Source organism: Pantoea sp. PNA 03-3 (genome assembly GCF_003201175.1).
Taxonomy (GTDB): Bacteria; Pseudomonadota; Gammaproteobacteria; order Enterobacterales; family Enterobacteriaceae; genus Pantoea; species Pantoea stewartii.
On record NZ_QICO01000001.1, the window covers coordinates 1,017,232 to 1,037,462 of the forward strand.

17 protein-coding genes are annotated in these 20,231 nt (G+C 52.9%); 10 read left to right on the top strand and 7 right to left on the bottom strand.

Features of this window, described 5'->3' with window-relative positions:
• Positions 1 to 98 precede the first annotated feature (98 nt).
• A complete protein-coding gene (locus tag C7433_RS04770) occupies positions 99 to 1,208 on the top strand; it encodes a YcbX family protein (RefSeq protein WP_033737617.1) in 1,110 nt (369 codons plus the stop codon).
• Position 1,209: 1 nt separating this feature from the next.
• On the opposite strand, the gene C7433_RS04775 is transcribed toward C7433_RS04770, so the two are convergent.
• The 4 genes from C7433_RS04775 to C7433_RS04790 form a co-directional block, all read right to left on the bottom strand.
• Complete coding sequence (locus C7433_RS04775) at positions 1,210 to 1,752, bottom strand: cell division protein ZapC (protein ID WP_006118654.1); 543 nt, start codon at positions 1,750 to 1,752, stop codon at positions 1,210 to 1,212.
• Between the two features lie 142 nt (positions 1,753 to 1,894).
• Positions 1,895 to 2,905 (bottom strand): quinone-dependent dihydroorotate dehydrogenase, encoded by a 1,011-nt coding sequence (gene pyrD / locus C7433_RS04780; RefSeq protein WP_110267712.1) that lies wholly within the window; start codon positions 2,903 to 2,905, stop codon positions 1,895 to 1,897.
• Positions 2,906 to 3,039: 134 nt separating this feature from the next.
• Entirely contained in the window at positions 3,040 to 4,341 is a 1,302-nt protein-coding gene (locus C7433_RS04785; protein WP_039341264.1) for a flippase, read from the bottom strand.
• Positions 4,342 to 4,424: 83 nt separating this feature from the next.
• Positions 4,425 to 5,405, bottom strand: coding sequence for a glycosyltransferase family 2 protein (locus tag C7433_RS04790; RefSeq protein WP_110267713.1), 981 nt, complete (start codon positions 5,403 to 5,405; stop codon positions 4,425 to 4,427).
• Between the two features lie 756 nt (positions 5,406 to 6,161).
• Here C7433_RS04790 and ssuE point away from each other — a divergent pair.
• From ssuE to ssuB, 5 genes are read left to right on the top strand one after another with little or no spacing between them, the layout of a single operon-like run.
• Positions 6,162 to 6,713, top strand: a complete 552-nt coding sequence (gene ssuE, locus C7433_RS04795) for an NADPH-dependent FMN reductase (RefSeq protein WP_039341268.1) — start codon at positions 6,162 to 6,164, stop codon at positions 6,711 to 6,713.
• Between the two features lie 9 nt (positions 6,714 to 6,722).
• The gene (locus tag C7433_RS04800; protein ID WP_006118649.1) at positions 6,723 to 7,676 is read left to right on the top strand and encodes a sulfonate ABC transporter substrate-binding protein; all 954 of its coding nucleotides are present in this window, start codon (positions 6,723 to 6,725) and stop codon (positions 7,674 to 7,676) included.
• Between the two features lie 10 nt (positions 7,677 to 7,686).
• Complete coding sequence (gene ssuD / locus C7433_RS04805; RefSeq protein WP_033737623.1) at positions 7,687 to 8,835, top strand: FMNH2-dependent alkanesulfonate monooxygenase; 1,149 nt, start codon at positions 7,687 to 7,689, stop codon at positions 8,833 to 8,835.
• 10 nt (positions 8,836 to 8,845) lie between these two features.
• Positions 8,846 to 9,637, top strand: coding sequence for an aliphatic sulfonate ABC transporter permease SsuC (gene ssuC, locus C7433_RS04810; RefSeq protein ID WP_033737624.1), 792 nt, complete (start codon positions 8,846 to 8,848; stop codon positions 9,635 to 9,637).
• The gene (ssuB, locus tag C7433_RS04815; protein ID WP_110267714.1) at positions 9,634 to 10,422 is read left to right on the top strand and encodes an aliphatic sulfonates ABC transporter ATP-binding protein; all 789 of its coding nucleotides are present in this window, start codon (positions 9,634 to 9,636) and stop codon (positions 10,420 to 10,422) included. The genes ssuC and ssuB overlap by 4 nt, the downstream gene beginning before the upstream one ends.
• Before the next feature lie 32 nt (positions 10,423 to 10,454).
• Here ssuB and pepN read toward each other — a convergent pair whose 3' ends face one another.
• Positions 10,455 to 13,070, bottom strand: coding sequence for an aminopeptidase N (gene pepN / locus C7433_RS04820; RefSeq protein ID WP_039341279.1), 2,616 nt, complete (start codon positions 13,068 to 13,070; stop codon positions 10,455 to 10,457).
• Between the two features lie 241 nt (positions 13,071 to 13,311).
• On the opposite strand from pepN, the gene pncB reads away from it, so the two are divergent.
• From pncB to C7433_RS04840, 4 genes are all read left to right on the top strand, one after another.
• Entirely contained in the window at positions 13,312 to 14,517 is a 1,206-nt protein-coding gene (gene pncB, locus C7433_RS04825) for a nicotinate phosphoribosyltransferase (RefSeq protein ID WP_006118645.1), read from the top strand.
• A 157-nt stretch (positions 14,518 to 14,674) separates the two neighbouring features.
• Positions 14,675 to 16,075, top strand: a complete 1,401-nt coding sequence (asnS, locus tag C7433_RS04830; RefSeq protein ID WP_039341285.1) for an asparagine--tRNA ligase — start codon at positions 14,675 to 14,677, stop codon at positions 16,073 to 16,075.
• 300 nt (positions 16,076 to 16,375) lie between these two features.
• A complete protein-coding gene (ompF, locus tag C7433_RS04835; protein ID WP_058701020.1) occupies positions 16,376 to 17,509 on the top strand; it encodes a porin OmpF in 1,134 nt (377 codons plus the stop codon).
• 209 nt (positions 17,510 to 17,718) lie between these two features.
• Complete coding sequence (locus tag C7433_RS04840) at positions 17,719 to 18,909, top strand: amino acid aminotransferase (protein ID WP_110267715.1); 1,191 nt, start codon at positions 17,719 to 17,721, stop codon at positions 18,907 to 18,909.
• Positions 18,910 to 18,951: 42 nt separating this feature from the next.
• On the opposite strand, the gene C7433_RS04845 is transcribed toward C7433_RS04840, so the two are convergent.
• Together C7433_RS04845 and C7433_RS04850 are read right to left on the bottom strand one after the other, a co-directional pair.
• Complete coding sequence (locus C7433_RS04845; RefSeq protein ID WP_033737629.1) at positions 18,952 to 19,581, bottom strand: MBL fold metallo-hydrolase; 630 nt, start codon at positions 19,579 to 19,581, stop codon at positions 18,952 to 18,954.
• A 36-nt stretch (positions 19,582 to 19,617) separates the two neighbouring features.
• Entirely contained in the window at positions 19,618 to 20,169 is a 552-nt protein-coding gene (locus C7433_RS04850; protein WP_033737630.1) for a YcbK family protein, read from the bottom strand.
• Positions 20,170 to 20,231 lie beyond the last annotated feature (62 nt).

A 20,231-nucleotide genomic window follows, 5' to 3' on the forward strand; every position in this document is an offset into this window, starting at 1 on the left:
TTTACTCTTGAGAAAATTGTTGCGCATTATAGCGAATCGCAGACCTATGTCATAAAGTTAGCTTCTTTTGTCTTGCGCGCCTGCTTCAGGAGACTGTCATGATTACGCTTTCCCGCTTGTTTATTCATCCTGTTAAATCAATGCGGGGGCTGCAGGTTTCCCATGCCTGGGCTGCCAACAGCGGATTGACCTTCGATCGCATTTTTATGGTGACCGAACCCGATGGCACTTTTATTACTGCGCGCCAGTTCCCGGAAATGGTGCAGTTTACGCCCGCCGTCACCCCTGAGGGATTATTTTTACAGGCGCCCGACGGCAGTCAGTCGCTGATTCGCTTCGCCGATTTTACGCAAACGGAAGCGCCAACAGAGGTATGGGGAAACACCTTTACCGCCCGTATCGCGCCCGAGGCGATCAACCAGTGGCTGAGTGCCTTTTTCCCAAGACCGGTCCAACTGCGCTGGACTGGACCACAGCCGTCACGCCGCGTGAAGCGCTTCACCGAGGTGCCGCTGGGGTTTGCCGATGGCTATCCTTATCTGTTAGTGAATAATGCCTCTCTGCGGGATCTGCAGCAGCGCTGTCCGGCCAGCGTGCGCGTTGAGCAATTTCGTCCTAACCTGGTGGTCAGCGGTGCGCCTGCCTGGGATGAAGACAACTGGGCGGAGATTACGGTAGGTCAGGTACATTTTGCCGTCCCTAAGCCCTGCAGTCGTTGCGTGTTTACTACGGTTAGCGTTGAAAATGGCCAGAAACATCCTGACGGACAACCTCTCGCCACACTTCAGGGCTTTCGCACCGCACAGGACGGCAGTGGTGACATTGATTTTGGCCTGAACCTTATTGCGCTAAACAGTGGGATTATTCGTGTCGGTGATGACGTCAAGGTCGTCAAACGCCAGCCGCCACGCGCCTATGGTGCGGGAGAGGTTGTGGAAACCCTCAAGCCGCAGCAGCAATCCCCCAATGCGGTGACGATTTCGTATCAGGGCCAGACATTCAGCGGCGATAACCAGCAAATTTTGCTTGAGCAGCTCGAAGCCCAGGGGTTCCGCATTCCCTACTCGTGTCGGGCAGGTTTGTGTGGCAGTTGCAAAATCACCCTGGTGGCGGGAAAAGTGAAGCCCTTAAAACAGAGTGCCATCCGTGAGGATGGCACAATACTGAGTTGCAGTTGTATTCCTGCCGGCGATATTGATGTGAAGTAAGTTACACCGCGCGTGCATAACGCGTGGTTTTTTCCTGCTGATGCGGTTGAAGACGGTCGTTCATCACTTTAATCGCATCCCCTAACACCATTCCTTTGCCCGCCAGCGTTAACGCGGGCTGCGCCAGCAGGCAGAGCGCGGCGTTATCGCCATTTTCAACCACCAGCAAACGTGCCTGCTCGCCATTCTCGGCCAGCGTGACCTCAACCATCTCGCCGACCGCAGGTTGCATTGGCTGGCGATGTGCGGAGAAATGCCAGCTTTTGGGCATCAGGGGTTTTAGAAAGCGGGCGGCCACCAGCGCATTTAACACCAGTTCGGCGCGCTGATTACTGCTTAACGGGCTCTGGCGGCACTTCTCTTCAAAGGTGAAATAGAGCGCGGCGTCATCAACACAAAATCCGGATTCCGTGAAAGCATCCGGTGTCAGCATTTTGCGTGCATAGCGGGAACGAAAAAGCATACCGTCAGCCAGATCGAGCATCATCCGGTCGTGCTCGGCGTCATAATACCAACGCCAGTTGTCATCGGGTTTAATTTTCATCGTGTGCCCTGTATTTACCGCTGTGCTAAAGGCAAAATATCTGTCGAAGAATAATGAATGCTGAAAAATCGTGCAACAGGACAAAATATAAACGAGCCGGAGAGAGAAATAAACCCCCCGGCGCATTAATAGAGCGATTCTCTTAGATGTGGGTCACGATATCTTTAATTAAGCCCGGACCTTTATAAATAAAACCAGAATAAATTTGAACGAGCGTGGCGCCGGCAGCGATTTTTTCTCGTGCCGCGGTCAGTGAATCAATTCCGCCCACGCCAATAATGGGCAAACGCCCCTGCAGCTCTTGTGACAGACGCTGAATGACGGCGGTGCTGCGCGACTGAACCGGACGTCCACTTAATCCCCCGGCTTCCTCGCTATATTTCAGTCCATTCACCAGGGTACGATCCAGTGTGGTATTTGTGGCAATGACGCCATCAATTTGGTGGCGAACTAAACTGTCAGCCACCTGGATCAACTCGTCCTCAGAAAGATCCGGCGCGATCTTTACAGCGACAGGCACATATTTGAGATGCCGCTTTTCCAGTTCTTTTTGTTTTGCTTTGATGGAACTGAGCAGATCGTCAAGCGCCTCACCATATTGCAGAGAACGTAAACCTGGCGTATTCGGTGACGAAATATTGATGGCAATATAACCGGCATGGGCATAAATTTTCTCCATGCACAGCAGATAATCGTCTTTGCCCTGCTCCACTGGCGTATCTTTATTTTTGCCAATATTGATGCCCAGCACGCCCTTGAATCGGGATTTTTTGACATTTTCCACCAGATTATCCACGCCGAGATTATTGAATCCCATGCGGTTAATAATCCCTTCGGCTTCAACTAAGCGAAACATGCGCGGCTTATCGTTACCTGGCTGAGCCCGTGGTGTGACCGTTCCCACTTCAACAAAACCAAATCCCATTGCGCCAAACGCATCGATGCACTCGGCATTTTTATCCAGCCCGGCCGCAAGGCCCAGCGCATTATCAAACGTCAGCCCCATACAGGTCACGGGGCGCGAGGGTAAACGCTGGCGGATAAGGGCTTCCAGCGGCGTGCAGCTCATAAAGCGTAACTGCTGAAAGGTGAGATGGTGCGCGCGCTCAGGATCGAGCCTGAATAACGCCGGTCGGACGATTGAGTAAAACATGCACTCTCCTGGAAGACGGAAGCGACGGTGGAAATCAGTGCACAGGAAATTGTGCGCCAGAATGGTAAGGTGCTCTGGCGCAAAAGTAAATCGTGGGGCGTTAAGCGAGGAAACTGTTTGACGCAGATTTGATCTTACACAACGGAATCGTTTGCCGTGCGCGAATTCATCCTGTCCGGAAACGCATAGTCACGCCAGATATTGTGGCGAACCATAATGCCAAAAATACCGATACAGACCAGCACTTCCGCCAGCACCATTGACCATGCTGCGCCGATCGCGCCAAATTTCCACGCCAGCAAACAGCAAACAGGTACGTTGACGACGCCCGCGACCATCATCACCATCATGCGCTGACGCGCCAGCCCGTGCGGAATCAGAATCTGCAGTCCGGCGGGATAGGCGATATTGCCGAACAGGAAGCACAGCACAAAGACGCGGAGAACATCGGCTGACGGCAGGAAGTCTTTGCCTAACAGCAATGACACCACCTGATCGGCAAACAGCCAGGTAAAGATCACAATAGACAGACTGAGGCCAAAAGACAGCATCAGGCTTTTACGTGTGGCAGCAACCGCAGCCGCTTTATCGCGACCAAACAGATGGCTGACGCGCGGGAAAAACGCGCTGCCAATCTGCTCCGGTACAGAATTCGCGGCTTTGCGCAGCCTGTCCGCACCGTTGTAGATCCCCACCATGTAGTGGGAGGTAAAGCTGGCGAGAATCACGACGTTTACGCTGTTAAACAGGTTAGCACCGGCAATGGCGATAAACACATCTGCACTGTCGGTAATGCGCTGTTTGATCTCTTTCGGTTCGAAGCGATACGCGCCAATCACCTTCATTTCCAGCACAAACTTCAGCGTAATAATGGCGTTAATAATGGATACCGCGCCCGGTATCAGCGCCGCCAGCCAGGTATCGTCCGGTGTTTTCACCAGTAAAAACGTCAGCGGGATGGCACAAAAGTTGCCAAAGGTGGCGATCATCGCCGTTTTACCCAGCTTCTCAAAACCCTGCATCAGCCAGCCAAAGGAAAACAGTGAACCGACTAATGTGGTGCAGTTAGCCAGAATAATAAAAAACAATGAATGCCAGGACGGATTAAACCAGGTCGCCGTGAGCAATGTGCCGCTGGTCAGCAGCAGCAGCATCAGTTTGGCATTGAATGTTGACCAGAAGAGTTGCGTCACGCGCGCCTTGTCATCACGGTGGTGGGCAATGTCTTTAGTCGTAAAAACATTGAACCCCCAGTCAGAAATCGTACTGCAGTAAAGTACGCAGGCGATGGCCAACGCCAGAATCCCCATATGATCGACACCCAGCACGCGCGCCAGGTAGGGTAAAGTCGCCAGCGGAAACAGGAAAGAAGCTCCCCGGTACGCCAGCAAAGATAAGATATTGACTACTAAACTTTTATCGAGCACTTTTGCCATGTCGCAACAACCTTATACACATTGCATGCCTCACCTTCTCATTTCGCTCAGGTGCAAACAATATCACTTGCCATTTTTCGGAATTACGGAACGCGTTTGAGTTCTTTTTTCACTTTATGGCTTTGCAATAAAATGAAGGTTTCCGGACTGTTGAACAGCAGCCACTCTTTCAGACTACTGGCTTTAACTCTGCGCCCGAAATAACGAATCGCATTAAGCACATAGTCAGGAACGGGCGTCTGGTTGTAGAGCGACAAATAAATCATCAACCGGAAGGAATGAAACAGGTAGGCTTTTTCTAAATCCTTTTTCAATTCACTTTTATGCAGTGAACGGCACAATGTGTTGAAGGTTGTAATAAATGCATTGTAGCGTTGAATAAAAAAGGTCGGGTTTTTGCTACTGTTGGTCAGTGAGCCGCCACGGATGCGCTGTTTGTAATAGGTTTGACGGCTTACCCAGACCTGATTGCATTTCATAAACACTGATAACGTAAAATTATGGTCTTCATGAACACGATCGATAAAACGTAACTGATGCTGCTGGATGACGCTTTTTTTCACGACATAATTCCAGGCGGCGGAAGTATACGAACCGTTTTGTAACAATCCCAACAGGACATCCTGCGGGCGCTGAATGCCAAACAGGCCGTGCCTGACTTTCGGCCACGTGATTTCCGGTTTGTCTTCACGGTAAGCACTGGAATTAAAACAAAACAAATCCGTATCCGGATAATGCTCAATGACCTGAGCCAGTTCGCTGACAAGGCCGTCCACCACCACATCATCAGGATCGCAGAAAAAAACAAACTGTCCTTTAGCGGCTTCTACGCCTTTGTCACGCGCATTGCCTGCTCCTCCATTCGGAATCGTGATCACCTTGACCTGAGGCAGGTGCGCATAATGCTGTTCAATTAACGCCACTGTCCCGTCAGTCGAACTGTCGTTAACAATGATAATTTCATTCGGCGCGCGAATTTGACTTACCAGGGAGTCAACGCATTCAACAATATATTTCTCAACGTTGTACGTTGGAATAATCACCGATAACAGGATGTCAGACATACATGATTTCTCTGCTGTTAGAAAATGAAAAATAAAATCCACCAGCCTGAGACAGGCACTGACTAAGGGCGAATAGTTATATTTAAAATAACAGGCGCTTACATTGAGCAGCGTTATTTTAATGCCTGATGCCGCAAAATGCCTGCCTCAATATCGTGCGGAGGCAGCACAGGCAAAAACCATCGTAAGAAAAACTAAAGTTTAATCACTTAACTTTCATCACTTCGTTGAGAAATCATTTAATAAATACATCAGTCCCCTTTTCACTTTCGCCCTGCCGCCTGTAACCAGTTGTGAAATTCCATTAAAATTTTTATAAATGCTGGCCCTGTTTATCTGATGCTTTTGTGGAACCCGTCTTAAACTCAGGCTTACTGCATCACAAAACCCCGTTGAAACATCGAATCTTTTTCGTTTTTTCCATTTTGATAACCCACAGTCAGAGAAGACCATTCTTTTCTTTCATGGATTTATTTCAATATTGCGATATTCAAGTAACCAAATGTACGAAATCCATCTGCAACAGAGAATTCATTCATCCGGATTAATGTATCCCGTTGCGTACCAGGCCGTTTTTAAGATTTGTCGTAGCGGTTTTCTCCTGGATTCCAGATGCCACGCCTTATCTTCCTTTTGCGGTTTTCACCTTTAGATTGTCAGAAAAATCATTTAAGCCCTGCCGTGGCCTCTGCCAGGATGAAAGCCTGAGTTCTCAACAACAGATAATCAATAACTTTCAGTTATAAGGAGTAGTGAATGCGAGTGCTTACCCTGGCAGGCAGTCCACGGTTTCCTTCACGGTCCACCTCGTTACTGGCGCTGTGCCAGCACAAACTGGAAGCGCGCGGTGTGGAAGTTATTCCGTGGAATATTCATAACTTTCAGCCGGAAGACCTTATTAACGCCCGCTTTGATTCTCCGGCGATTCTGGCGCTGAGTGAGGACTTGTCTGCCGCCGATGGTCTGGTGATTGCTACGCCCGTTTACAAGGCGTCTTTCTCGGGTGCGCTGAAAACGGTGCTGGACCTGTTGCCCGAACGCGCACTGGCCCACAAAGTCGTGCTGCCGCTTGCCAGTGGTGGCAGCGCAGGCCACATGCTGGCGCTGGATTACGCGCTCAAGCCCGTTTTAAACGCGCTGAAAGCGGAAGAAGTGCTTCATGGGGTTTATGCCGAAGATAAACAGATCACGCATTACGATCGTCAGCCAGAACTGGATCCCCTTCTGGCCACCCGCCTGGATGAGGCGGTGGATTCTTTCTCACTGGCATTGTCACGCCGTCATCAACCGGTTGCCTGGGCAGTATAAGGATTAAGCATGAAACGGATAGTAAGCGCGTGGTTACTGGCAGGGATGTTGATAACGGGAACTCAGGTTTATGCTGCTGAGCCAGCCCCCGAACAGGTGCGTATCGGCTACCAGAAAGGATCGGTCAGTATGGTGCTGGCAAAAGCTCACCGGTTACTGGAAACGCGTTTCCCTCAGACCAAAATACAGTGGGTTGAATTTCCAGCCGGGCCGCAAATGCTGGAAGCCCTGAACGTTAACAGTATTGATATTGCCAGTACCGGCGATATTCCACCCATTTTTGCCCAGGCGGCGGGGGCAGATTTACTCTATATCGGCTCGGAGCCGCCTAAGCCCAAAGCCGAGGTGATTCTGGTCAGCCAGGACAGCCCGCTGAAATCGGTGGCCGACCTGAAGGGCAAAAAAGTGGCCTTTCAGAAAGGCTCCAGCTCGCACAACCTGTTACTGCGCGCACTGGAGGAGGCCGGCCTGTCAATCAAAGATATACAGCCGGTTTATCTTACGCCTGCCGATGCCCGCGCGGCCTTTCAGCAGGGTAACGTTGATGCCTGGGCGATATGGGATCCCTATTATTCCGCAGTGCTGCTTCAGGGGCACGTTCGCGTTTTAAAAGACGGTACCACACTCAATCAGACCGGTCCGTTCTACCTTGCGACGCGCGCATTCGCCCAGAACCATAATGACTTTGTCTTAGCAACGCTCAAAACCTTTAGCGATGCGGAAGCGCTGACGCGCAGCGAACGTGACCAGAGCATTCATCTGCTTGCCACCTCCATTGGCCTGCCTGAGGCGGTCATTGCCAGTAATCTGGATCATCGTCCCCCTAGCCCGGTCAGTCCGGTCAGCGCGCACACTGTTGCGTTACAACAGAAAACCGCCGATCTGTTTTATGCCAATCACCTGATTCCCGTGAAAGTATCAATTGCCGATCGCATCTGGCATCCCCGTAGCGTGACGCAATAAGGAGAGAAAAATGAGTGTTTCCGTATTCTGGTTCCTGCCCACCCATGGTGACGGTCACTACCTTGGCACGGCCGAAGGTGCGCGCCCGGTCGATCATGCGTATCTGCAGCAGGTCGCGCAGGCAGCCGATCGCCTGGGTTTTGGTGGCGTGCTGATCCCGACCGGCCGCTCGTGTGAAGATGCCTGGCTGGTGGCCGCCTCATTAATTCCGGTCACTCAGCGCCTGCGCTTTCTGGTTGCCCTGCGCCCTGGCGTGATTTCACCGACTCAGGCCGCCCGCCAGGCCGCGACGCTCGATCGCCTGTCTAACGGACGTGCACTGTTTAATCTGGTAACGGGCGGCGATCCCGAAGAGCTGGCAGGTGATGGCGTTTTCCTCGACCATCGTGAACGCTATGCCGAATCGGCCGAGTTCACCCGCGTCTGGCGCCGGGTGCTGGAAGGTGAAACAGTAGACTACGAGGGCAAGCATGTGCATGTGCGCGGGGCGCGCCTGATGTTTAAGCCGGTGCAGCAGCCTCGTCCACCGCTGTGGTTTGGCGGGTCATCAGAGCCCGCTCAGGATCTGGCCGCTGAACAGGTTGATGTGTACCTCACCTGGGGCGAGCCACCTGAACTGGTAAAAGAAAAAATTGAACAGGTGCGCGCTAAAGCCGCTGCTCAGGGCCGCCAGGTTCGTTTTGGTATCCGCCTGCATGTCATCGTCCGTGAAACCAATGAAGAAGCCTGGCAGGCCGCCGACAAACTGATTGCTAACGTTGATGACGCCACTATTGCCAGAGCGCAAAGCGCCTTCCAGCGTACCGATTCCGTTGGGCAGCAACGCATGGCCGCCCTGCACGGAGGTCGCCGTGACAAACTGGAGATTAGCCCCAATCTCTGGGCTGGCGTTGGGCTGGTTCGCAGCGGTGCCGGTACCGCGCTGGTGGGCGATGCCCCAACCGTAGCGGCGCGAATGAAAGAGTACGAAGCGCTGGGCATTGAAACCTTTATTCTTTCCGGCTATCCGCACCTGGAAGAAGCCTATCGCGTGGGCGAGCTGCTGTTTCCCCATCTGGATCTGAAGATACCTGAAGTGCCTCAACCTCGGGTCGTTCAGGCGCACGGTGAAGCAGTTGCGAACGATTTTACCCCCGAGAAAAAAGCCGCACGGGCCTGAGGAGATCGCCATGATCCGATTACGTCAATCCTTCTCAGCGGCGCTTGTGCCCTGGCTGTTACCGGTGTTACTGGTCGTGGTCTGGCAGATTGCGTCGCAGACCGGCTGGCTCTCCAGCCGTATCCTGCCGGCACCGGAGAAGATCGTCACCACCTTCTGGCAACTGGCCGCCAGCGGCGAGCTGTGGCGGAATCTGGCTATCAGCAGCTGGCGCGCGCTGCTGGGCTTTAGCATCGGCGGTTCGATCGGGTTAGTGCTGGGATTGATTACCGGCACCTCACGTCTGGGCGAGCGCCTGCTGGATACCTCGGTACAAATGTTACGTAACGTGCCTCATCTGGCGCTTATCCCGCTGGTCATCCTGTGGTTTGGTATCGATGAAACCGCCAAAATTTTTCTGGTGGCGCTGGGCACACTGTTCCCGATTTATCTGAATACGTATCACGGCATTCGCAACGTGGATCGGGGACTGGTTGAAATGGCACGCAGCTATGGCTTATCGGGCTGGAGCCTGTTTGTCCAGGTGATATTGCCGGGTGCGTTACCGAGCATCATGGTCGGCGTGCGTTTTGGTCTGGGATTAATGTGGCTCACGCTGATAGTGGCTGAAACCATTTCCGCTAACGCCGGGATTGGCTACCTGGCCATGAATGCCCGTGAATTTCTGCAAACCGATGTGGTGATGGTCGCCATTATTCTTTATGCCCTGCTGGGGAAACTGGCCGATGTCAGTGCGCTACTGCTGGAACGTGTCTGGTTACGCTGGCATCCGGCTTATCAACATAAGGAGGAAGCAGCATGATTAACTCCGCTATCCCGGCACGTCTGGCGGCCGGTACGCCGGTTGGTGTAAAGGGCGTCAGCAAAAAATATGGCGAGCGTACGATTCTTAATAACCTCGACCTGCACATACCGTCTGGACAATTTGTGGCCGTCGTGGGCCGCAGCGGCTGCGGCAAAAGTACCCTGCTGCGTTTGCTGGCCGGGCTGGAAAACAGCACTGAGGGTCAGCTACTGGCCGGCACTGCGCCATTGCACACGGCGCGCGACGAAACCCGTCTGATGTTCCAGGATGCGCGACTGCTGCCCTGGAAAAAAGTGATTGATAACGTGGCACTTGGTCTGCGGGGCAATGCCTGGCGGGAAGCCGCACACGAGGCGCTGGCGGCCGTTGGGCTGGCCGATCGCGCCAGTGACTGGCCTGCCGCCCTGTCTGGCGGTCAGAAACAGCGCGTGGCACTGGCTCGCGCCCTGATTCATCGCCCCGGTCTGCTCCTTCTGGATGAGCCACTCGGCGCGCTCGATGCGTTAACCCGAATTGAGATGCAGGAGCTGATTGAATCACTGTGGCAGCAACACAATTTTACGGTGCTGTTGGTCACCCATGATGTCAGTGAAGCGGTTGCAATGGCGGATCGGGTTCTGCTGATTGAGGAAGGTCGGATTGGGCTGGATTTGCAGGTTGATTTGCCGCGTCCCCGGCGGCGGGGTTCCGCCCGTCTGGCCGAGCTGGAAGCGGAGGTGCTGGATCGGGTGATGCGTCGCAGTGCGGCAGATAAACCGCCGCGCTATGCGCAACAGCGCTGATGAAACGGCGGGCCATGGCCCGCCGTTTTTTATCAGGCGTTAAGCGCCTTGGTGATTTTCTCGTACAGATCGCCCGACAGTTTCTCCAGACCCTGTAGCTGCTCCAGCGCCTGGCGCATCAGCGCCTGACGGCGAGTATCGTAACGTTTCAGACGAATCAATGGCTCAATCATGCGCGACGCAACCTGCGGATTTCGGGTATTTAAATCCGTCAACATCTCGACCAGGAAGCGATAGCCGCTGCCATCTTCGGCATGGAAGGCCGAGGGGTTCCCCGATGCGAAGGCACCGATCAATGAACGAATACGGTTGGGGTTCCCCATGCTGAACGAACGGTGCGACAGCAACCGGCGCACGTTAAGTAACGCATTCTGCGCCGGGCTGGTGGCCTGCAACATAAACCATTTGTCCATCACCAGGCCATCGCGATGCCAGCGATCGTCATAGTCAGCCAGTAAAGCGTCACGGCACGGCAACTGCGCCGCCACGGCGGCCGAGAGTGCCGCCAGGGAATCGGTCATATTATTCGCGCGCTGATACTGTGCCTGAACCAGTTTATCGGCCAGATCCATGTCACCAAACGCCAGATAATACAGGCAGATGTTTTTCAGTGACCGTTTGCCTGTTTCCGCATGATCAACGTGATAGTCCGCCTGCTGATTGGCGTTATACACGGCAAAGAATTCATCCGCCAGTTCACGCGCCAGCGTACGGACCAACGCTTCGCGCACCAGCGCAATGGCCTGCGGATCGATAATCTCAAACAGCTCGGCAATTTCGTTCTCACTCGGCAACGTCAAAATCAGCGCCGTCAATGCCGGGTCGCTGTCTGCGTCAAGCAACACGGTGCGGAAAGCATCGGCAACGTGCAGCGGCAGTGACAAATGCTGCCCCTGCTGATGACGCGCAACATTGAGACGTAAATAGGTTGCCAGCAGACTTTGCGCCGCATCCCAGCGGGAAAAATCGTTACTGGCATGGCGCATCAGGAAGGTGAGCTGGGCATCGCTCCACTTGTAATCAAGTTTCACAGGCGCGGAGAATTCACGCAGCAGTGACGGCACCGGCTGGAAATAGACGTTATCAAACGTAAACGTCTGGAACTCTTCCGTCACGTTCAGGACGTGATGCACAGGATGGCCATCGCGCTGCAACGGAATCACCTTGCCCTGGCCGTCATACAGTTCGATATCCAGCGGGATGTGTAGCGGCAGCTTTTCTTTCTGATCGGCTGTCGGTGGCGTATGTTGCGTAACGTGCAACGTGTACTGCTCCAGTTCCGGATTGTAGTCGTCGCGTACCGTGACGGTTGGTGTACCTGACTGGCTGTACCAGCGGCGGAACTGAGACAGATCAACGCCAGACGCGTCTTCCATCGCCTGAACAAAATCATCGCAGGTGGCGGCGCTGCCGTCATGCCGTTTGAAGTACAGTTGCATCCCTTTCTGAAAGTTCTCCTCTCCCAGCAAGGTATGCATCATGCGGATCACTTCCGATCCTTTTTCATACACGGTTAAGGTGTAGAAATTATTCATTTCGATCACCTGATCCGGCCGGATCGGGTGCGCCATCGGACTGGCATCCTCAGCAAACTGCGCGCCGCGCATGATACGGACATTATCGATACGATTAACGGCGCGCGATCCCAGGTCTGAACTGAACTCCTGATCGCGGAAGACGGTCAGGCCCTCTTTGAGGCTCAACTGGAACCAGTCACGACAGGTGACGCGGTTGCCGGTCCAGTTGTGGAAATATTCATGGCCTATCACGGCCTCAATCCCCAGGTAATCCTTATCGGTTGCGGTTTCGGCTTTTGCCAGCACATATTTGGAGTTAAAGATGTTAAGCCCTTTATTCTCCATCGCGCCCATATTAAAGAAGTCCACCGCGACAATCATAAAGATGTCGAGGTCATACTCCAGGCCAAAGCGCTCTTCATCCCACTTCATGCTGTTTTTCAGCGAGGTCATTGCCCAGTCGGCGCGGTCCAGATTGCCTCTGTCAACAAAGATCTCCAGTGCGACATCACGCCCCGAACGCGTGGTAAAGCTGTCGCGCAGCACGTCAAAATCACCTGCCACCAGCGCAAACAGATAGCAGGGCTTCGGGAACGGATCCTGCCATTTCACCCAGTGACGTCCCTGCTCGTCATGACCACTGTCGATACGGTTGCCGTTCGACAACAGGAAAGGATAGCGGTTGCCATCGGCAATGATGGTGGTCGTGAAACGCGCCAGCACATCCGGCCGATCCAGATACCAGGTAATATGACGGAAGCCTTCGGCTTCACATTGCGTACAAAGTGCCTCACCGGACTTGTACAATCCTTCAAGCGCGCTGTTGCGGTCAGGATGAATGTCATTCACGATTTTCAGCGTGAAACTGTCTGGCAACTGGCTGAGTACCAGTGCGCCTTCTTCCTCTTTATAAGCCGTCCAGGCCTGGCCATTAACTTCCAGCGAGATCAGGGTCAGATCTTCACCGTCCAGACGCAATTCAGCCCCGTTATCACCCTGGCGTTTAACCTGACTGATGGCCGTGACGCGCGTAGTCGACTCATCCAGTTCAAAGGTTAAATCAATATCGGTGATGGTATAATCGGGAGCCCGGTAATCGTGGCGATATTTTATTTTTGGCTGCTGCGTCATATTTCGTCTCGCAATGAATAGTTTACCCGTCAAAGTCTAAGCCTGATGCGTTAAGCTTGCCATGCGTAATGCATGTCGTGGGCAAAATGGCTACACTTTCTTAACAATGACACAATTCGGCCTCGACTCGCTATCCTGAAATATGCTGTGATCGCCGTCTGTTAGTGATTTATACTTTTGCGTCTTTGTGACGTTTAATACACCGGGCTCTGCGCCACCGAACAGGATGCCGAAACGCGCCATGACAGGACATGCTTCCCCGATACTGACTTCGCTGCTGGATACTGACGCGTATAAGCTTCATATGCAGCAAGCCGTCTTCCATCGCTACTATGATGTTACGGTAGCGGCGGAGTTTCGCTGCCGCAGCGATGAGTTACTGGGTTTTTATGCTGACGAAATCCGTGCAGCGATCAATGCCATGCAGACGCTGGCGCTGACCGACGCCGAATATGCCTGGTTATCTGACCTCCCCTTCTTTGCTGACGACTACCTTAACTGGCTGCGCAATTTTCGCTATGACCCCCAGCAGGTCGACGTGCAAAATCACAACGGCAAGCTGGCTATCCGAATTCAGGGGCCCTGGCGTGAGGTCATCATGTGGGAAGTTCCCCTGTTGGCCTTGATCAGCGAAGTGGTGCATCGCCATCGTACACCACACACCGGCAGTCAGCAGGCCGTGGACTTTCTGCACCAGAAACTGGCGACGTTTAAAACGCAAATTGCGGATACCGATATGTCACGTTTTCGGTTGATGGATTTTGGTACCCGTCGCCGCTATTCCCGGTCGGTGCAGGAAGCCATTGTCAGTACGCTGAAGCAGGACTTCCCCTGGCTGATGGGCACCAGCAACTATGATCTGGCCCGCCGTCTTGAACTGACGCCTGTCGGCACGCAGGCGCACGAATGGTTTCAGGCTTTTCAGCAAATCAGTCCGGTGCTGGCGAACAGCCAGCGGGCCGCGTTACAGGCCTGGCTGGATGAATATGATGACAAACTGGGTATTGCGTTAACGGACTGCATCGCTATGGACGCCTTCCTGCGCGACTTCGGCCCGGTCTTCGCCCGCCGTTACCAGGGTTTACGCCATGATTCGGGCGACCCGGTTGAATGGGGTGAAAAAGCCCTGGCGCATTATCAGCAACTGGGCATAGATCCACAGAGTAAAACCCTGGTGTTCTCCGACAACCTGAATCTGGATAAAGCGCTGGCGCTCTATCGCCACTTTGGTCAGCGTACTCACGTGGTGTTTGGCATTGGCACCCGACTGACCTGCGATATTCCCGGCGTGACGCCACTCAATATTGTCATTAAGCTGGTGCAGTGTAACGGGAAGCCAGTTGCCAAGCTGTCAGACAGTCCGGGCAAAACCATTTGTCAGGATAAAGCCTTCGTCAGAGCCTTGAGAAAAGCCTTTGACCTGCCACTGGTAAAAAAAGCCAGCTAAGCGCTATGTGACTGGGGCGCGCTGCGCCCCGCTTTCCTGGCAATAAATCTGCCCTTCCCCCTGAATTTTGCTTGTTTCCTGTTGACTCGCAAGTAACATAGCAACACCCCAGTCTGGGGAATTCATTCACACACTTCTTCTATATAGAGAGATATTTATGAGCGTAGTGCCTGTAGCGGATGTACTGCACGGTCGCGTCGCGGTTGACAGTGAAGTCACCGTACGTGGTTGGGTACGTACCCGAAGAGATTCAAAAGCCGGTCTGTCCTTTATCGCCGTGTATGACGGCTCCTGCTTTAATCCCGTTCAGGCCGTCGTCAATAATTCTCTGAATAATTACCAGGACGAAGTGCTGCGCCTGACTACCGGCTGCTCCGTCATTGTCACGGGTACCGTTGTGGCATCTCCGGGCCAGGGGCAGGCGTTTGAAATCCAGGCGACAAAGCTGGAGGTGGTAGGCTGGGTGGAAGATCCCGACAGCTATCCTATGGCGGCCAAACGTCACAGCATTGAGTATTTGCGTGAAGTGGCCCACCTGCGTCCACGCACGAACCTGATTGGTGCCGTAGCCCGTGTTCGTCACACGCTGGCGCAGGCGCTGCACCGTTTCTTCCATGAGAACGGCTATTTCTGGGTTTCTACGCCGCTGATTACCGCTTCCGATACCGAAGGTGCGGGTGAAATGTTCCGCGTATCAACGCTGGATCTGGAAAACCTGCCGCGTGACGATCAGGGCAAAGTCGACTTTTCAGAAGACTTCTTTGGTAAGGAAGCTTTCCTGACGGTATCCGGCCAGCTCAACGGCGAAACCTACGCCAGTGCGCTGTCAAAAATTTATACCTTCGGCCCCACCTTCCGGGCCGAAAACTCCAACACCAGCCGTCATCTCGCGGAATTCTGGATGCTGGAGCCGGAAATAGCCTTCGCCTCCCTGGATGATGCGGCCGATCTGGCGGAAGCCATGCTGAAGTATGTGTTTAAAGCCGTCCTGGAAGAACGTGCAGACGACATGGCGTTCTTTGCCGAGCGGGTTGATAACGACGCCATTGCTCGTCTGGAGCGCTTCGTCACCACAGACTTTGCGCAGGTCGACTATACCGATGCCGTCGAGATTCTGATGAACTGCGGCCAGACGTTTGAGAACCCTGTCTCCTGGGGCATTGATTTGTCTTCTGAGCATGAGCGTTACCTGGCGGAGAAACACTTCAAAGCGCCTGTCGTTGTGAAAAACTACCCGAAAGACATCAAAGCGTTCTACATGCGCCTTAACGAAGACGGTAAAACCGTGGCCGCGATGGATGTGTTAGCGCCTGGCATTGGTGAAATTATCGGCGGTTCACAGCGTGAAGAGCGTCTGGATGTACTGGATGCGCGTCTGGAAGAGATGGGGCTGAAAAAAGAGGATTACTGGTGGTATCGTGATCTGCGTCGCTATGGCACCGTTCCCCATTCCGGATTCGGATTAGGTTTCGAACGTTTAATCGCCTATGTCACAGGCGTACAAAATGTAAGAGATGTTATTCCATTCCCACGTACGCCACGTAATGCGAGCTTCTGATTTTCAGCATTTAATATAAGAAATTCATATATATAAAGAGGTCGGCTTCGCCGGCCTTTTTTTATTTTTGTAAATTTTGATATGACTCACAAAGTTCCGTTATTTTTACATTTAGAAATACATTTTTTATCTTTGAAACAAGATTACGACTTTTGTAGCATTTTCGCAGTAGAATTACCCGATGGGGGATGGAAAGATGCGTGCAGACACAGGAGACACCAAACTTCTTTCAAGGTTCATGTAAAGATTTCTTGACGGCAGTGGCAGGTGTCCAAATAACTCCAATGAGGGTAATAAATAATGATGAAGCGCAACATTCTGGCAGTGGTTATCCCTGCTCTGCTCGCCGCTGGCGCAGCCAATGCAGCAGAAGTTTATAACAAAGACGGCAATAAGCTGGACCTGTACGGTAAAGTGGATGCACGTCACCAGTTCTCTGATAACTCAGGTGATGACGGCGATCAGACTTATATTCGCTTCGGCTTCAAAGGCGAAACCAAGATCAATGACCAGATGACTGGTTACGGTCAGTGGGAATACAACATCCAGGGTAATAACTCTGAAGGTTCTGACGCGCAGAGCGGTAACAAAACCCGTCTGGGCTTTGCGGGTCTGAAATTCGGCGATGCCGGCTCAATCGACTACGGCCGTAATTACGGTGTGGTTTATGATGCAATCGGCTGGACCGATATGCTGCCAGTATTTGGTGGCGACTCAGGCTACACAGATAATTTCATGAACGGTCGTAACGGCGGTCTGCTGACCTACCGCAACACCAATTTCTTTGGTCTGGTAGATGGCTGGAATTTTGCGCTTCAGTATCAAGGCAAAAACGATCGTACCGATCCTCGTCGTGCTAATGGCGACGGCTACGGTATTTCAACCTCGTACACCTCTCCGATCGGCGTGGGTATCGTAGGTGCCTATAGCAGCAGCGATCGTACCAATACCCAGTCTGACGGTTCCGTAAGTAACAACAACGCAGTAACCGCTCGTGGCGCTGGCGTTGGTGCTGGTAAGCATGCAGAAAACTGGGCAACTGCGCTGAAATATGACGCTAACAATGTATACCTGGCAGCGATGTACGGTGAAACCCGCAACTCTACACCAATCAGCGGTGTGTTCAACGTAAACGGCCAGACATTTAGCGGTGATGCATTCGCTAACAAAACTCAAGAAATCGAGCTGGTTGCACAGTACCAGTTTGACTTCGGTCTGCGTCCTTCACTGGCTTACGTTCAGTCTAAAGGCAAAGACATTGAAGGTATCGGCGATGCGGATATCTACAAATACTTCGATGTGGGCGCAACCTACTACTTCAACAAAAACATGGCCACCTACGTTGATTATAAAATCAACCAGCTGGACAAAAACAACCCACTGGGCATTCCTAACGACGACGTAGTCGGCCTGGGTGTGGTTTACCAGTTCTAAGTTTGTTGATGCAGTACAAAAAACGGAGCTTCGGCTCCGTTTTTTATTGCCTTTATTCAGCGCAGCCGATACGTGGCCCCCTTCTCCCTATAAGTACCGGTAATTCTGCCGACCGGACAATGAATTTTATCGCAAACGGTTGGCATTTCGCCGTGCTGACGTTAACCTGATGCTTCATTTGCTAAAGTTCACGCTACTGGACCCGACTCATGTTTGAATCGATCTCTGCTGCACCTGCCGATCCTATCCTTGGCCTGGCCGATCTGTTTCGTGCCGATGACCGCCCGAATAAAATTAATCTCGGTATTGGCGTTTATAAAGATGAAACCGGGAAAACCCCGGTGCTCACCAGCGTTAAAAAAGCAGAGCAATATCTGCTGGAAAACGAGACCAGCAAAAATTACCTGAGCATTGACGGTCTGCCGGATTTCGCACACTGCACTCAGGAATTGTTATTTGGTGAAGGCAACGCCCTGATTTCGGCGGGCCGCGTACGTTCCGCGCAGACGCCAGGCGGGACAGGTGCACTGCGTGTCGCTGCGGATTTTCTGGCCACGCAGACGTCGGTGAAGCGCGTATGGGTCAGCAACCCGAGCTGGCCGAACCATAAAAACGTGTTTAACGCCGCGGGTCTCGAGGTGTGTGAATACTCGTATTATGATGCGGTCAACCATACGCTGGACTTTGACAGCATGCTGGCCTCGCTGAAAGAGGTTAAAGCCGGTGATGTGGTGCTGTTCCACGGCTGCTGCCATAACCCAACCGGTATCGATCCGACAGCAGAGCAGTGGCAACAGCTGGCTGCGCTTTCCAAAGCCAATGGCTGGTTGCCGCTGTTTGACTTCGCCTATCAGGGCTTTGCCCGTGGGCTGGAAGAAGATGCAGCAGGTCTGCGCCTGTTTGCGGCCAGCCATCAGGAGCTGATTGTGGCCAGTTCCTATTCCAAAAACTTTGGTCTGTATAATGAACGCGTGGGTGCGATTACGCTGGTGGCGAGCGATGCAGCCACGGCCGATACTGCCTTCAGTCAGGTGAAGTACACGATTCGCGCGAACTACTCTAACCCACCGTCACACGGTGCGGCAGTGGTGGCAACCATCCTGGGAAATGACGCGCTCCGTACCATCTGGCAGCAGGAGTTGTCCGATATGCGTCAGCGTATCCAGCGCATGCGTCAGCTGTTTGTGAATACGCTGGCGGAAAAAGGGGCGCAGCAGGATTTCAGCTTTATCATTAAGCAGAACGGTATGTTCTCGTTCAGCGGGCTGACCAAAGATCAGGTCATTCGTCTGCGTGAAGAGTTTGGCGTATATGCGGTGAACTCAGGCCGGGTGAACGTGGCCGGGATGACGCCCGATAATATGTCTGCCCTGTGTGAAGCGATTGTCGCCGTGCTGTAATCCTGTCCTTATGAAAAAAAATGGGCCTGACTGGCCCATTTTTTATTGCAGAAAAGGATTCGTCAGACGTTCACGACCTAAAGTGGATAGCGGACCGTGACCGGGCAAAAACGTCACATCATCTCCCAGCGGCAACACTTTGTTTTTGATGGCATCAATCAGATGCTGATGGTTACCCTGCGGAAAGTCGGTGCGTCCTACACCACCGTTAAAGATCACATCACCGGAAACCAGTAAACGCCCCTGTCGGTCAAAAAACACGATATGGCCTGGCGTATGACCGGGACAGTGCAGAACCTCAAGATTAACCTGACCAACCTGAACAGTGTCCCCCTCTTCCAGCCAGCGATCGGGCGTAAGCGGCGCGCAGTACTCAAGTCCAAACATCTGGCTCTGCGTGGGCAATGCCTCAAGCCAGAACGCATCCTGTTTGTGCGGGCCTACCAGTGGTATGTTCCAGCAGGCCGCCAGTTCCGCCGCGGCCCCGACATGATCAAGATGACCATGCGTCAGCAGGATCTGGCCAGGCGTTAAATCAAGCTGTTCCAGCGTTTGCCTGATTGTATCGGCGTCACCACCCGGATCCACAATCGCAGATTCACGTGTGGTGTCGCACCAGATAACCGAACAGTTCTGCGCGAAGGCGGTAACGGGGATAATGTGATAATTCATAACGCTCCATGGTCGGCACCCGCAGCGTTGCCGACGTTACGACCAGTGCCTGACCGGACCGGTATCAATATGTACAAAGTTGCTGCTGGGGTAATATCCTACACCACCCGCCCGCATTTTTAACGCGGCTTTCCGGACATTCGCCAGACTAATCCCCTCAATATGGAAATCCATCGCCTGACCTTTGGTGTGGTAGCTGTGTTTGGCGACACCAGGACCAGATTCGCGCAGCATATTATTGGTGGCCAGAGTGCGGTAGCCCGAGATCAGCTGAACGGGCTTACGCGTTTCCAGCAGCGCCTGGAGGCGGTAGAGCTGATCGAAAAGGTGGGGATCGATACTTTTGATTTTATTGGCGCGGTAGTCACGGAAAAAATGGTTAAGACGCGATAACTCGCTCTTGTCGTAACTTTTACCGTTGAAGAATTCTGTTTTGAGGGTTTCACCCGTGTGAAGGTTATTCAGCGTTAAGACGCGCGGTCGTGACGTAGAGAGTGAAGCCATCGCTGACGTCGGCAACAAAGCCAGTCCCGCAGCGGCACTTCCGCAAAACAACAGTTTGCGACGGACAGAATCAATTGTAGACATGAAGCGTTTTACCTGAGAACAGAGCCAATGACACGTGCAAAAAACGCACTGGCGGAACCATA

Coding starts and splice junctions, on each gene's coding strand:
- pepN (WP_039341279.1), bottom strand. CDS start 13,070: ATGACGCAGCAGCCAAAAATAAAATATCGCCACGATTACCGGGCTCCC.
- ssuD (WP_033737623.1), top strand. CDS start 7,687: ATGAGTGTTTCCGTATTCTGGTTCCTGCCCACCCATGGTGACGGTCAC.
- ssuB (WP_110267714.1), top strand. CDS start 9,634: ATGATTAACTCCGCTATCCCGGCACGTCTGGCGGCCGGTACGCCGGTT.
- C7433_RS04850 (WP_033737630.1), bottom strand. CDS start 20,169: ATGTCTACAATTGATTCTGTCCGTCGCAAACTGTTGTTTTGCGGAAGT.
- pyrD (WP_110267712.1), bottom strand. CDS start 2,905: ATGTTTTACTCAATCGTCCGACCGGCGTTATTCAGGCTCGATCCTGAG.
- ssuE (WP_039341268.1), top strand. CDS start 6,162: ATGCGAGTGCTTACCCTGGCAGGCAGTCCACGGTTTCCTTCACGGTCC.
- pncB (WP_006118645.1), top strand. CDS start 13,312: ATGACAGGACATGCTTCCCCGATACTGACTTCGCTGCTGGATACTGAC.
- C7433_RS04840 (WP_110267715.1), top strand. CDS start 17,719: ATGTTTGAATCGATCTCTGCTGCACCTGCCGATCCTATCCTTGGCCTG.
- asnS (WP_039341285.1), top strand. CDS start 14,675: ATGAGCGTAGTGCCTGTAGCGGATGTACTGCACGGTCGCGTCGCGGTT.
- C7433_RS04790 (WP_110267713.1), bottom strand. CDS start 5,405: ATGTCTGACATCCTGTTATCGGTGATTATTCCAACGTACAACGTTGAG.
- ssuC (WP_033737624.1), top strand. CDS start 8,846: ATGATCCGATTACGTCAATCCTTCTCAGCGGCGCTTGTGCCCTGGCTG.
- C7433_RS04800 (WP_006118649.1), top strand. CDS start 6,723: ATGAAACGGATAGTAAGCGCGTGGTTACTGGCAGGGATGTTGATAACG.
- C7433_RS04770 (WP_033737617.1), top strand. CDS start 99: ATGATTACGCTTTCCCGCTTGTTTATTCATCCTGTTAAATCAATGCGG.
- C7433_RS04845 (WP_033737629.1), bottom strand. CDS start 19,581: ATGAATTATCACATTATCCCCGTTACCGCCTTCGCGCAGAACTGTTCG.
- ompF (WP_058701020.1), top strand. CDS start 16,376: ATGATGAAGCGCAACATTCTGGCAGTGGTTATCCCTGCTCTGCTCGCC.
- C7433_RS04785 (WP_039341264.1), bottom strand. CDS start 4,341: ATGGCAAAAGTGCTCGATAAAAGTTTAGTAGTCAATATCTTATCTTTG.
- C7433_RS04775 (WP_006118654.1), bottom strand. CDS start 1,752: ATGAAAATTAAACCCGATGACAACTGGCGTTGGTATTATGACGCCGAG.